Raw genomic sequence first — 14,230 nt, 5'->3', positions numbered from 1 at the left:
GCACCAATCAGCAAGGGGCAATCCGCTTCCGAGGTTGGAAAGAATGGACGGTGGAGACGGTGAGGGAATGAAGTTCGAACTGTTTACTACAATAAAATTATTTTTATAAGTTTCCTAACGCCTATTGTTGGGAAATTTTTTTTGTGCGATAAAATTGACGGCGTATTCTTTGCATTTCATACTTTTTACTTATATAATTATAGTGGATTTTTTATTTGGCTCAAAAAGGAGACTATATTTTAATGAATTTACATTTTTTACAAAAAAAGCACCATTTTGGAATCCGTAAGTTTTCCATCGGTGTCGTATCTGTTGCCTTAGCAATTAGCTTTAGTGTTGCTGGAGGGCAGGTTGCGGCTGCCCAAGAGGTAAGCCAAACTCCTGTTAGTAGCCAGCAAATGAGTCAGGCAGTAACAGATGAGCCAGGTCATGAGCAAACAAGTAATCAGGTTTCAGAGATGGTGGGAACTCAGTTGACAGAACCAGTTCTCACAGAGACTTTGTCTCCAGTAGTACAACCTACTCAAACTGATTCAATCGTCTCACAGACCCCAGTTATCCAAGAAAATCAACCAACAACACTCAATCAAGAAAAGTCAAACTCAGTTCAATCCCTGTCGGAAGAGAATGCAAGTGAACCTAGTGTAGGGACAAAAAGTCCTCAAACAGTTGTTGAAACCCCAGTAGAGCCAGCTACAACAGATCTGGTAGCAGAAACAGCAGCAGTAGAATCTGCTCAGACTGCCCAAGCAGCAGAAGAACGAGTAGTTCAACCTGTCCTTCGTTCAGTGCCCATGGCTCGTAGTGTAGCTGCCAATGAAGTTGCTAAATTGCCACTAGATGACCAAGGGGAGCTTATGACCTCTGTCAATGGAAAAACAGTTCAGCAGTTTCAAGTGGTTTATTCGGATGGTAGTAGTCAGATAGTCCCTGCGACGACTCAGCCAATTACAAGCCAGACCAGTGAAATAGTTGCTCAACAGGTCGCTTCGCTGAAAGATGACTTTGCGGCTGTGACCTACGAATCGCTCTATCCACACTTATCTCATCAGGAAAGTTTTCTTGAAAAAACTGCTCTAGAGACAGCCATTCGGAAGGAAAATGGGGGAAATGCTCTGTCAGCTGACCAGCTACAGTCTCTCAAGCAGATAGCCTATATGGATATGCTGGATATGAGAGAGAGTTTTGAGCGAGTAAAAGCTAAGATTGAAACGACTCTGACAGGTATTTTTGAGAAATCAAGTCAGGTCAATGTAGAGGATATCCGTCGTAATAAGGAGAAGATTTTAGCAGGTCTTTCCTATCTGGATCGTCAATATTCCTTTGAATTTGGTCCCCATCAGGCTCAGGATCTGATCTTGTATCACCCTCAGGTTTTTGGTGGTGGCGGGAGTCCCCTTGGAACTCTTACTATCTTGAATACCTTGACCTATCGTGATTTGGGCTTAGGACAGTCAGCGACTACTTACCAAGCCAAACTAGCTCCAATTACAAATCGAGCTGATATTTTCTCCTTTGTGGAGAAGGGCGTTAGCCTTTTTGAGCCAGGCAAAACAGGGGAGCAATGGTTTAAGGAGACTAGCAAGGCTCATCTGGCAGAGTCCCAATCTCCTTATGGAAATTCCTCGCTCTATCAGAAATTAAAGAGCAATGCACGTCTGAACAACCATTTCATTCCTCTCCTGACCCTACCTAGTGATCTCGTATATGTCATTAGCACTTCAAACACAGTCAACTACGGTTTAACGGAATCCTATGTCCGACCAGGTGACCAGACCGGTTTGGCAACATTTAAAGCTAACTTACAATCCTATGCTGATGACCAGGAAAGCTTTTTGAAATTCTGGCATCGCATCAGTCAGAACAGGGATATTCTAGCCAATCATGAAGCCATTATTGTGGTTGATAGTCCGCAGAAACTAGGGACAGCTACTCAGCGCGTTCAAGAACTTTATTCACCAAAATATAGTTCAGGAGTTTTAGAAGGGGTCGAGAAATTTATCAGACCGCTCAACCTTTATGCCAACTTTTTACAAGCTGATGGTCAGGCCAATGGAAATACTTCCATAAACCTCTTCTTGAAAAAATCCCTGTCTGAGGCTGGTCAGTCTGTTTATACCCATGAATTGACCCATATGCTGGATAAGAACGTTTGGTTAAATGGCTATGATAGACGATCTGGCCAGTTACAAGAAGTTTTTGCCAGAGGAATGTTTGAGTCTATGGATGTTGCTAAAACACCCTATCAAGACCCAAGCTTTATTATCAATACAGCCTATCGTATGGGGGACAATCGGACACAAAATGCTAGTCCAGACCGTTTCCAAACAAGTGATGACCTTAAGACCTATATGCAGGGTATTTTGGACGTCTTGTACACTTTAGACTACGCAGAAGCTCAGTCTATCTTGGGTCAGATACCTGAAGATAGGGCAGTCCTACTTAATCAGCTGAGCCTTGTCGCAAGTGCTAATGGTGGTCAGACAGATCAAGCTCAACCAATTTCGAGAGATTTAGCAGCAGGTTTGCAATCTGTCCATGATTTTGTAGATAAGCAATTGATTTCAGGTCGCTACAAGTTTGACGGTCTCAATACCACAGGAACAGCTCGGACCAATTCTTACTACACCATTCCTCTCTTTGAGCCTATCTATGCAGGTCTGCAAAACAATGCAGGAACAGTAGGTGACATTAGCTTTAGAAGAAATGCCTATGATATTCTGGGAGAATATGGTTATGAAAAAGGAATGGTAGCCTATGTTTCTGGCCAATATGCCAATGATCAGGCAGCTTTGAATGCCATTATGCCAGAATATGGAGGAGACCTAGCAACCTTTAAGAAGGCTATGTTTGACCGTCGCATCGCCAAGGTTACTGAGCTAAAATCCACTAGTGTAGCCAGCGATTTCGCTGCTATTCAGAGTTTGATGGATGCGGCCATTGTCAAAGATTTGCAACAGATGAAACGTAATGCAACCAACAGGGTAGCCTTGTCAACTAGAGTTTCAGCTGTTCAAGAATTGAAAAAGAGCATCTTCCAGGCTTATTTGAAGGATACAGATGACTTCCGTACAAGTATTTACAGTCAACCGAAGGCGCGTGAGCTCTATGTCACCAAAGGTGCTGAAACATCTAAAGAGGGACAGGGAACAGAAACTCATCCATATCAAAGTTTGTCCTATGCTATTTCCCAAGCTAAAGATGGTGATACTATTAAATTGGTTAGTGATATCATCCATCGTGATGGACAAAATTTTTCAACGAATTTTGTCATTGATAAGGCGGTGACAATTGATGGTCGTGGGTATAAATTAAATCTTCGTGGTCTTAATTTGCTAACGACAAAAGATGTGACCCTAAGTAATCTCAAGCTCGAGATGATCCCTGATGGTGGTCAGCAACCGAAGATTTATGCGGATGGTAACCATCTGACCTTTAATAACGTGTCAACGACCATCAGTCAGGCCCAAGTCGATCTTCGTCCTACCTTGATTGCAGGTTCTCCAACTGACACCCCTTCAGGAAGCCATTCTCGGATCTCGATTATTGGTGGTTCCTCAGACACTCGCTTCCAGAAAATTTTTGCGGGCCATGCCCAAGGGACTAGTTTGATTCCGGTTGAGATTATCATAGACTCAGAATTTGCCATGGTTGATCAAGGGATTGACTTAGGTGGTGTAGATGGATCTCCAACTATTGATCGGGTTACCTTGGAGAGTAGTTCTAGCAATATCAAGAAGGTTGTGGCGACAAATAGTTCAGACAACCATGTTACTCTGAAGGCGGCTCGTATATTTGGAGTAGAATTAGTGGATGTTCAGGAATTGACTCTGAGTGAACGTGCAGATATTACCCTGTCTGATAAGGTTTCTAGCATCACCACACGACTTGAGTTGGGAACAGATAGCCTTCTCAATCTGGCTATGAATCAGAATCTTGAAGTCGGTGAACTGATTGGAGATGGAAAACTGATTATCCCAGTTAGCTCTAGCTTGCAGGTAACAGGAGATATTCAAGATAATGTTCAAGTTCTTGTCAGAGGCTTTGAACAAGATCTGACCAAGAATATAGACAAGGAATATGTAAGGGTTGAGGGACTGTTATCTCCTACAGCTCGTATTACCTTGGAGAAAGGCTATAATCGTTTTGGCCTGGTTAAAGATGAAATTGTTTATCGCTTGGTAGAGCTAAAACAGCCTGTTCAAACTCATACAGTAACTTTGCACTTCACACAGTCAGGTAAGTTGGTAAAAGAGAAGCAGGTGCAAGTTGATAATGGGCAGTCCATTACTGGTGTGGAGAACGAGTTGCCTAGTGCGACAGAGGGAACCTATCAGTTGGATCCAAACTTTGACAGAACAGCGTTGACAGCTATCACTAGTAGTAAAACGATTGAGATTCCAGTAGTCTTGGTTCTATCAAAAGCAAGTCGCTACCAGCCTCACGTTAATGGAGAAGCCCGTGTCCTACCGGCAAGCAGTAGTGAGGAAACAACAGCTGAAATTTTGAAGCAAATCAGTCTACCAGCTGAAGTAGGTCGATTTGATGTTATAGTAGTCACTCCAATTCCACAGTCTAGTGGCGACCACTCTATGACTATTCGTGTGGTCTATGATGATCGCAGCGTAGAAGAGCTTGTAATACCTCTTCATATTCTCACAATAGAAAATGGAGAAGTTGTCAAACACAGCTTGCCAGCAGGAGTTCTTCCTAAAGCGGATCGCTACCAGCCACACGTTAATGGGGAAGCCCGTGTCCTACCGGCAAGCAATAGTGAGGAAACAACAGATGAAATTGTGAAGCAAATCAGTCTACCAGCAGAAGTAGGTCAATTTGATGTTGTAGTAGTCACTCCACTTCCACAGTCTAGTGGCGACCACTCCATGACTGTTCGTGTGGTCTATGATGACCTCAGCCATGAAGAGCTTGTAGTTCCCCTTCATATTCTCACAATAAAAAATGGAGAAGTTGTCAAACATAGCTTGCCAGAAGGTGTTTTAGAACCGTTGGTTACTGCCAAAGGCAAGGGAGTTACCCATGAATTGCCAGTCGGAATTCTCCCACCTCTTGAAACGTCAAATGGAGGTGGAGTTCGTCATGAATTGCCAGCAGGTGTTTTAGAACCGTTGGTTACTGCCAAAGGCAAGGGAGTTACTCATGAATTGCCGGTCGGAATTCTCCCACCTCTTGAAACAGCAAATGGAGGTGGAGTTCGTCATGAATTGCCAGTCGGTATTCTTCCACCACTTGAAACGGCAAATGGAGGTGGAGTTCGTCATGAATTACCGGAAGGCATTTTAGAACCGTTGGTGACTGCAAAAGGCAAGGGGGTTACTCATTTTATTCCAAGTGGTACCTTGCCTCTAACAGTAACAAGAAGTGAAGTTTATACTCCGGCAATGCCAGCCGTCTCATTGTTACAGCAACGGCAGAAAAATACGGAGACCAAGCCAGCTGTGTTACCGTTGGTAGCTGTATCTAAGAAGCAGGCAGGCCAGTTAAGTGCCACCTTGACAAGTAGCAATTCAAACATGTCAACTTCCAATCGTTTACCTGAAACAGGGGAGAGAAACAATCTAAGTCTTTTAGGATTCTTACTTGCCTCCCTAGGCTTTAGTTTCTGGATTGGTCGCAAAAAAGCTGAATAAAGCGGAATGGATTTTGCTTAAGAATTAGTATCAGAAACGGACAAACATCTGGAATTACAAGAGCCGATGATTTGTTCGTTTTCTTTTTCTTTTTTAAGGGGGACTAGCCTTGCTCAAAAACAATTGACTTGTCCAATCAATAAGTATGCAAAATAGAGTATATATACCCGTTGTGCTAGTTAATCAAGCGTAAGCAAGGGAATATTTTAAGCTAATACCAAATTCAGTATGACTGCTTTTAAGCAAAAGAGAATAGATAAGTGAACTGCACCCCAAAAGTTAGACACAAAATCTAACGATTGGGGTGTTTTTCTTATGAAATTAAGTTATGAAGATAAACTAGAAATATATGAGCTTAGAAAGAGTGGCGTGTCGTGGGTCAACCTTAGCCAGATATACAAAGTCACTATTGCCAATCTCACATACATGATAAAACTCATGGATCGATATGGCGTGGAAATCGTTGAAAAAGGTAAAAATAGGTACTATTCACCTGAATTAAAGCAAGAAATAATGGATAAGGTCTTGATTCATGGGTGTTCTCAACTCTCGGTTTCCCTTGATTATGCCTTGCCAAATCGAGGAATGCTTCCCAATTGGATAGCACAATACAAGAAAAACGGGTATACTATTCTTGAAAAACCAAGAGGGAGACCGAGCAAGATGGGACGCAAACGCAAGAAAACCTGGGAAGAGATGACGGAATTAGAGCGCCTTCAAGAGGAAAATGAACGTCTTCGAACTGAGGTGGCCTTCCTAAAAAAGTTGAGAGAACTTCGCTTGAGGGACGAAGCACTAGTGCGCGAACAGCAGAAACAATTAGAGATATGGTCCAAGGAGGATTCCGACTAGACCTCCTACTTGCGACAGCTAAAATGCCTCGCTCAACTTATTATTATCAAGTCAAGCAACTGGATAAACCCGACAAGAACAAAGCAATTAAGGCTGAAATTCAAGCCATTTATGATGACCATAAAGGGAATTACGGCTATCGTCGGATTTATTTAGAACTCAGAAATCGAGGTTTCTTCATCAACCACAAAAAGGTGCAGCGCTTGATGACAGTCATGGGCTTAGCGGCTCGTATTCGTCGTAAGCGCAAGTATGCTTCTTACAAAGGTGAGGTGGGTAAGAAGGCTGATAATCTGATTAAACGTCAGTTTGAGGGATCTAAGCCTTATGAAAAATGTTATACCGATGTGACGGAGTTTGCTTTGCCTGAAGGGAAACTCTACTTATCGCCTGTTCTTGACGGCTATAATAGTGAGATTATTGATTTTACCCTGTCTCGGTCACCTGACTTGAAACAGGTTCAAACCATGCTTGCGAAGGCTTTTCCAGCAGATTTATACAGTGGGACTATTCTCCACAGCGATCAAGGTTGGCAATACCAGCACCAGTCTTACCATTACTTTTTGGAAACCAAAGGCATTCGACCATCCATGTCCCACAAAGGGAATAGCCCAGATAATGGGATGATGGAGTCTTTCTTTGGCATTCTCAAATCTGAAATGTTTTATGGACTCGAGACATCTTATCAATCACTTGACGAGCTTGAGGAAGCTATTACAGATTATATTTTTTACTACAACAACAAACGAATCAAAGCAAAATTAAAAGGACTTAGTCCTGTCCAATACAGAACTAAATCCTTTCAATAATTATTTGTCCAACTATTTTGGGTCAGTACACAAGTAATATAGCTTCTGTCTTAACTTTGAGCGCCTGAATGTTTCGGCAACGTAAAGCCTCCATTCCAAACTGCTCTAAGCTAGAAAATACGGTCTCCACTGGTTTCCTCAATCGACTTATTTTGTAATTTTCTAGCCATGAATAATCCATCATGTTTTTTCTGAGTTGAGAAATTAACTGGATATCACAGTCTGCTAACGCTGCCTTTGTCTGTCTATCCACATATCCTTTATCTCCATAAACGATTGGAAATGGGCTATTTTCAAGTAGCTCCAAAGCAACATCGCCATCATAAATAGATGCGGGTGTGACAACATAATCAATAGGAAACCCACTATTGCTGACAAGAACTGAAAATTTCAAGCCATAATAATGGATTTTCTTAGTTGCATTATGGCCAATGTCTGCCACCTCTGACAACAATGTAGCTCTCATGTTGTGAATGGGGTGACATAGGGCACAAGGAAAGCTGTCAATCAAGCCGAACGAGCAGGTTTGACAAAGATCTAAGACCATAAAATAGCGCATACGTTGAATACTTTGAGCAAGATTTTGACAGATACGGAAAAATCGAGAGTATTCTGGGAACTTGTCAGGGAAGAGATTATGACGAATCGCACGGTAAATAGCACTTGCCGTCCGGCAGCCCTCTTGAATTGCCCAAAGATAATTAGCGATAATAACGACATCAGACTGTTTTTGTAGGTGGATGTTTCGCCGATTTCGAACCTCCTGGGGAACAAATCGCTCATATAAAGCGAGAACTTGGGTAAAGATTTTTGAAAAAATAACATGTGTTTAATTGGGATTTGCGAGATAATAATGTTGGCTTTGCATATCATTCCCTCATTTCGTGGTTGTTTTGAGTTTATGATACGCAAAGTTTTTTTATTTGGCTAGAATTAACTAGCACAACGGGTATTTAGTAGGACTTTGTACTGAGAGAGTACAAGGTCTTTTTATTCCTTGGTTCCAAGGTTGCTTTCCCGCTACATGTGGAATCTATGGTATAATATAGAATAGGCTTTCTGTGGTCAGGAGGCCGGAAAGGAGCACATCATGCGAGAGTTACACGCAACATTACTGGCAGATTACGAGATTGATTTTTCAGATTTGAGCCTCTTGGAAACAGCATTTACCCACACATCTTATGCCAATGAGCATCGTCTTCTAAAAATTTCACACAATGAACGCCTGGAATTTTTAGGAGACGCTGTTCTTCAACTCATTATTTCTAAGTATTTGTACAAGAAATATCCAGATTGTCCGGAGGGCGAGATGTCCAAGATGCGTTCGACCTTTGTTCGGGAAGAGTCTTTGGCAGGATTTTCACGGGCCTGTGGCTTTGATAAATTTCTACGATTGGGCAAGGGGGAAGAAAAGTCTGGTGGACGCAATCGTGACACCATTCTTGGGGATGCTTTCGAGGCTTTCTTAGGAGCTCTGCTATTGGATAAGGGCGAAAAGACCGTAGAGGAATTTCTGCACAAGGTGATGATACCGCGCCTAGAAGTGGGGAATTTCGAGCGGGTGACAGACTACAAGACAACCTTGCAAGAACTCTTGCAGGTCAACGGAGAGATTGTGATTTCCTACCAAGTCGTTGCGGAGTCTGGACCTGCTCATGACAAGACCTTTGAAGTCGAAGTATCAGCAGACGGTCGTGTCGTCGGTCGTGGTGCTGGTCGATCCAAGAAATTAGCTGAACAAGCCGCCGCAAAAAATGCTGTGGAGGCTAGAGGATAAGTATGTATCTGAAATCAATTGAAATGCAGGGCTTTAAGTCCTTTGCGGATAAGACCAAGGTGGTTTTTGACCGTGGAGTGACGGCCGTTGTCGGTCCCAATGGCTCAGGCAAGTCCAATATTACAGAAAGTCTGCGTTGGGCACTGGGTGAGTCATCTGCCAAGAGCCTACGCGGTGGCAAGATGCCGGATGTCATATTTGCAGGGACAGAAAATCGGAAGCCGCTCAATTACGCATCGGTGACGGTGACGCTGGATAATTCTTCTGGCTTTATTGCTGGGAAGGAAAAAGAAATCAAGGTGGAGCGCCAGATTTATCGGTCGGGCGACAGCGAGTATCTGATTGACGGGAAAAAAGTTCGCCTGCGGGATGTGCATGACCTTTTCATGGATACTGGTCTGGGACGGGATTCATTTTCGATTATTTCCCAAGGTCGGGTTGAGGCGATTTTTAATTCCAAGCCGGAAGAACGCAGAGCTATTTTTGAGGAGGCAGCTGGCGTCCTCAAGTACAAGACCAGAAAGAAAGAAACCGAGAGCAAGTTAGCCCAGGCTCAGGGAAATTTGGATCGTTTGGACGATATTATCTATGAGTTGGACAATCAGGTCAAGCCTTTGGAAAAACAAGCGCAGACGGCCAAGAAATTTTTGGAATTGGATGCAGAGCGCAAGGAGCTCTATTTGGATGTCTTGGTGGCCCAGCTCAAAGGGAGCAAGGAAAGATTAACCGCTAAGGAAGCAGAATTGGTACAGGTCAAGGCGGATTTGACCACCTATTACCAACAGCGCGACCAGCTGGAAGAGGAAAATCAGCGCCTGAAATCGCACCGTCATGCTTTGACCCAGCAAATGGAGCGGGAACAGGCTGTCCTCTTGGACTTAACCAAGTTAATCAGTGATTTGGAACGAAAAATCGAAGTCCATAAGTTGGAGTCCAGCCAGAATGAAATCAGTCGCCAAGAGGCAGAAGTCCGCCTGCAGAGCATGCAGGACAAATTGGCTACGGTAAGAGAAGAAGTGGCGAAAAAGACCGCGGCCATGATAGAGTTGGAAGAAAAATTGTCTGCCTTAAAGGCAGAGATTGCGGCCGTGGACAAGGAAATTTCTTATTATTCAGAAGATCCAGACCAAGTCTTGGACCATCTGCGGGAGCAATATGTAGCCCTCATGCAGGCGGAGGCGGAGGCGTCCAACCGCTTGACCAAATTGCAGCAGGACATTGCCAATCAAATCAGCCTATCAGAAAGTAAGTCGGAGGAATTGACCCGCTTGCAGGCTGAAAAAGAGACAGCAGAGAAAGAGCAGGCAGCCGGTCAGACCAGATTAGCCGAGACAGAACAGCATTTGCGAGACCTCTTGACTGATTACCGTCAGGCAGAAATGCAGGTGAGCCAAGCGGAGCAAGCTTACAAGGAGCAACAGTCGGCTATGTTCGACCTCTTGGATGCAATTAAGTCTAAGCAGGCGCGCCAGTCAAGTTTAGAGGCCATTTTAAAAAATCATACGAACTTTTATGCAGGTGTCAAGGCGGTCTTGCAGGCAGCGCCGACTATCGGTGGCATTATTGGTGCGGTCAGCGAGCAATTGACCTTTGATACACGCTATCAGACGGCACTGGAAATCGCCTTGGGTGGTGCCGGCCAGAACGTCATTGTAGCGGATGAGTCGACTGCCAAGCGGGCGATTGCTTATCTGAAAGACAAGCGTCAGGGTCGGGCGACCTTCCTGCCCTTGACGACCATTAAGCCTCGTAGTTTGGCGAATCAGCAGTTGGCAATCTTGCAGGCGATACCCGGTTTTTTGGGCATGGCCAGTGATTTGGTGACCTACCAAGCGCATTTGGAAAATATTTTCCAAAATCTACTGGGCACCATTGCCATTTTTGAGACCATTGACCAAGCCAATCAAGCGGCGCGAGCGACAAAGTTTCAGGTGCGGATAGTCACTATGGATGGTTCTGAAATCCGTCCCGGTGGTGCCTTTGCCGGAGGTAGCAACCGCAACAACAATACGACCTTTATCAAGCCGGAATTGGATGCCCTTGTGGGCGAAATAGCAGAGCTGTCTCGTAAGCAGAAGGAGCAGGAAAGCCTGGTTGCCAGCCGAAAAGAAGAATTGAACCAGACAAGATCAACGCTTGAAGAAATTAAATCTCAAGGTGAGGAGGCGCGTCTGGCTCAACAATCTGCTCAGATTCATCTGGAACAAGCCGAGCAACACTTGGGGCAGGTAAGAGCGCGCTATGACTTGCAAATCAGCCAAGTCAGTCCAGAAATCCTCTCAGAATTGCAGGAGCAGGCGGACAAGGAAATTACACTGGTTGATAGTTTAAACCAGAAAAAAGCACAATTAGAAGAGCAAATCCAACAGGTGCGGGACGATCGCGACAGCATCCAAGAAAGTTTGGAGCGCCTGCGCAATCAGAAGAGTCAGTTGACCTTGGAACAGACGGAATGGACCAGTCAACTGCGCTTTGAACAGACGGATCTCCGCCGTTTGCAGGACGAACAAGTGGCGATTGAAAAGGAAATCCTGATGTTGCAGGGTGTCATTGACCAAAAATTGGTTGCACTGGAAGATACCAGTCTGGATGTTCTGGAGGAACAATTGCAGGCCGCGACGACCAAGCAGACTGATACCAATCAGATTCTCATCCGCCTCAAGTTTGAATTAGAAGATATTGAGGGGCAATTTGAGGATTTGGAAGGGCGTTTGCAACAGGCGCGTACCAAGAATGACGACCTCATTCGCAAGCAGGCCAAGTTGGAGGCCGATGTGGAGCAAGTCGGTGACAGATTGCGTCATTTATTGACCAATCTGACCGAGCAATTCAAACTGACCTTTGAGGCGGCCCAGTCTCAGGCAAGACTTGTTGAAGATTTGCCACTGGCTGAGCAGGTGCTCAAGGATTTGGAACGAGCTATTCGAGCGCTAGGACCTATCAATCTGGATGCTATTGAGCAGTATGATGAAGTCAACAGTCGCTTGATTTTCCTTAATGAGCAACGGGCAGATATTTTGTCGGCGCGTGATTTACTGCTGGAGACCATTCATGAGATGGATGACGAGGTCAAGGAACGCTTTAAGGCTACCTTTGAGGCAATTCGCGGTAGTTTCAAGCAGACTTTCAGACAGATGTTTGGCGGAGGTTCTGCGGATTTGATACTGACGGACAATGATATTTTGACTGCGGGGGTGGAAATTTCTGTCCAGCCTCCGGGGAAGAAAATCCAGTCGCTCAACCTTATGTCTGGTGGCGAAAAGGCCCTCTCGGCTCTCGCTCTGCTATTTTCCATTATCCGTGTCAAGACCATCCCGTTTGTTATTCTGGACGAGGTAGAAGCGGCTTTGGATGAGGCCAATGTCAAGCGTTTCGGGGATTATCTCAATCGCTTTGATAAGGAGAGTCAGTTTATCGTCGTGACCCACCGTAAGGGGACCATGGCGGCGGCGGATGCCATGTATGGTGTGACCATGCAGGAGTCGGGCGTGTCCAAGATTGTGTCTGTCAAATTGAAAGATGTGGAGAAACTATGATAAAGAAAGTATTTGCCAGTGATATGGATGGGACTTTTTTGCGAGAGGACCATAGCTTTGATAAGGAGCGGTTTGGCCGGCTATTGGATGCTTTTGAGGATAGGGATTATCTTTTTGTGGCTGCTAGCGGTCGGTCCTACCCCAGCTTGAAGCAAGTTTTTGCAGGATTTGAACATCGTATCGCCTTTGTGGCGGAAAATGGGGCGGTTGTGTCCTATCAGGATGAGCTGATTTTTATGGATAATCCCATTCCGAGCTCGGTTTATTTGAGGCTGATTGAGGAGCTGGTGGCCAGTGGCATTGTGGAAGCTCACCATGTCACCCTGTCTAGTTTGTCGGGTTCTTATATGCTGGAAGCTGTTGAGGACGATCTTTTGCGTGATTTGTCGGGCTATTATCAAGATATTCGTCTGATAGCTTCTTTTGAACAGGTGACGGAAGAGGTCATCAAGCTCAACATCTATGTTGCGGAGGAAAAACGCCAGCAGGCCCAGGATTGGATCAACCAGCATTTTGGCAATCTTTCAGCGGTAACGACAGGATTTACCTCTATTGACATTATCCTATCAGGTGTGCATAAGGCGGTCGGTCTCGGTCATCTTTGTCAGCATCTTAGATTGACGGCAGAGGATGTAACAGCTTTCGGGGACAATCAAAATGACCTGGAAATGCTGGAATTTGCTGGCCTGGCCATTGCGACGGAGAATGCTCGCCCTGAAGTCAAGGCAGTCGCAGATAAGATTATCGGTCACTGCAATGACGATGCAGTTTTGACCTATTTGGAGGAGGTAGTATATGGCAATTAAGTTAGTTGCACTCGATTTAGACGGAACCTTGTTGACGTCTGATAAGAGGATTTCAGAGGTAAATAAAAAAGCCCTGCGAGCAGCGCGTGACAAGGGTGTGTACGTCGTTCTGACAACAGGGCGCCCCCTGCAAGCCATAGGAACGTTTTTGGAGGAGTTGGATTTGCTGGGCGAAGGTCAGTACTCCATTACCTTCAACGGTGGTTTGGTACAGGAAAATACAGGCCGCATTTTGGATAAAACAGGCTTTAGCATCGACGATGTTCGTGCCATTCGTCAGGTGACAAATCAGTTGGACCTGCCTTTGGATGTTCTCTATGGTGGGGATGTCTATTCTCTTCCGGCAGCCAATGAATCTCTCTATCTGACTGCCAATCCACTTTTGAATAAAATCCCTGTGACTGATGACGAATTGCCAGAGGACTTCGTTTACAATAAGGCTGTGTCGGCAGTAGATGCAGCATTTCTAGATGGTCAAATTCCAAAAATTCCTGCGGAATTGTACGATTGTTTCGAGATTTTCAAATCACGCGATATCTTACTTGAGTGGAGTCCTAAAGGGGTTCACAAGGCAAATGGCTTGGCTAAGTTGATTGGTCATTTGGGAATTCATCAATCAGAAGTCATGGCCTGTGGTGATGAAGGGAATGACTTATCTATGATTGAATGGGCTGGTTTAGGGGTTGCCATGGCAAATGCAACTGAAGAAATCAAATCAGCAGCAAATGTCGTTTTACCAAAAACCAATGATGAAGATGGCGTTGCTTGGGCCATCGAGCACTATGTATTGAATGAGGACTAG

At 44.7% G+C, this 14,230-nt stretch carries 7 protein-coding genes; 6 read left to right on the top strand and 1 reads right to left on the bottom strand.

Annotated elements, in window-relative coordinates; translation table 11 throughout:
• The first annotated feature begins 242 nt into the window (after positions 1-242).
• Together ACHBIF_RS04925 and ACHBIF_RS04920 are read left to right on the top strand one after the other, a co-directional pair.
• On the top strand, positions 243-5,648 hold the full coding sequence (locus ACHBIF_RS04925; RefSeq protein WP_105112019.1) for a ZmpA/ZmpB/ZmpC family metallo-endopeptidase: 5,406 nt from the start codon (positions 243-245) through the stop codon (positions 5,646-5,648).
• A 315-nt stretch (positions 5,649-5,963) separates the two neighbouring features.
• A protein-coding gene (locus tag ACHBIF_RS04920) for an IS3 family transposase (RefSeq protein WP_394719041.1) occupies positions 5,964-7,309 on the top strand; the annotation gives its coding sequence in 2 pieces (ribosomal slippage) (positions 5,964-6,405 and positions 6,405-7,309; 1,347 coding nt in all).
• A gap of 22 nt (positions 7,310-7,331) precedes the next feature.
• Here the strand turns inward: ACHBIF_RS04920 and ACHBIF_RS04915 are convergent.
• Positions 7,332-8,021 carry an IS982 family transposase gene (locus ACHBIF_RS04915; RefSeq protein ID WP_269088163.1) on the bottom strand — a complete coding sequence of 230 codons (690 nt, stop codon included), beginning with the start codon at positions 8,019-8,021 and terminating at the stop codon, positions 7,332-7,334.
• Between the two features lie 378 nt (positions 8,022-8,399).
• On the opposite strand from ACHBIF_RS04915, the gene rnc reads away from it, so the two are divergent.
• Genes rnc through ACHBIF_RS04895 form a run of 4 tightly spaced genes read left to right on the top strand, consistent with a single transcriptional unit; the run spans position 8,400 to position 14,230 of the window.
• Positions 8,400-9,086, top strand: a complete 687-nt coding sequence (gene rnc, locus ACHBIF_RS04910; RefSeq protein WP_394719039.1) for a ribonuclease III — start codon at positions 8,400-8,402, stop codon at positions 9,084-9,086.
• A 2-nt stretch (positions 9,087-9,088) separates the two neighbouring features.
• On the top strand, positions 9,089-12,622 hold the full coding sequence (gene smc / locus ACHBIF_RS04905) for a chromosome segregation protein SMC (protein WP_394719037.1): 3,534 nt from the start codon (positions 9,089-9,091) through the stop codon (positions 12,620-12,622).
• A complete protein-coding gene (locus ACHBIF_RS04900) occupies positions 12,619-13,428 on the top strand; it encodes a Cof-type HAD-IIB family hydrolase (RefSeq protein ID WP_105111665.1) in 810 nt (269 codons plus the stop codon). The genes smc and ACHBIF_RS04900 overlap by 4 nt, the downstream gene beginning before the upstream one ends.
• Positions 13,418-14,230: a Cof-type HAD-IIB family hydrolase gene (locus tag ACHBIF_RS04895; RefSeq protein ID WP_394719034.1), complete on the top strand. Its 813-nt coding sequence runs from the start codon at positions 13,418-13,420 to the stop codon at positions 14,228-14,230. The genes ACHBIF_RS04900 and ACHBIF_RS04895 overlap by 11 nt, the downstream gene beginning before the upstream one ends.

This window comes from Streptococcus sp. A11, from assembly GCF_043674225.1.
Taxonomy (GTDB): Bacteria; Bacillota; Bacilli; order Lactobacillales; family Streptococcaceae; genus Streptococcus; species Streptococcus suis_V.
Note: the sequence above shows the minus strand (reverse complement) of the source record. Positions and strands in the feature narration are given on the sequence as shown.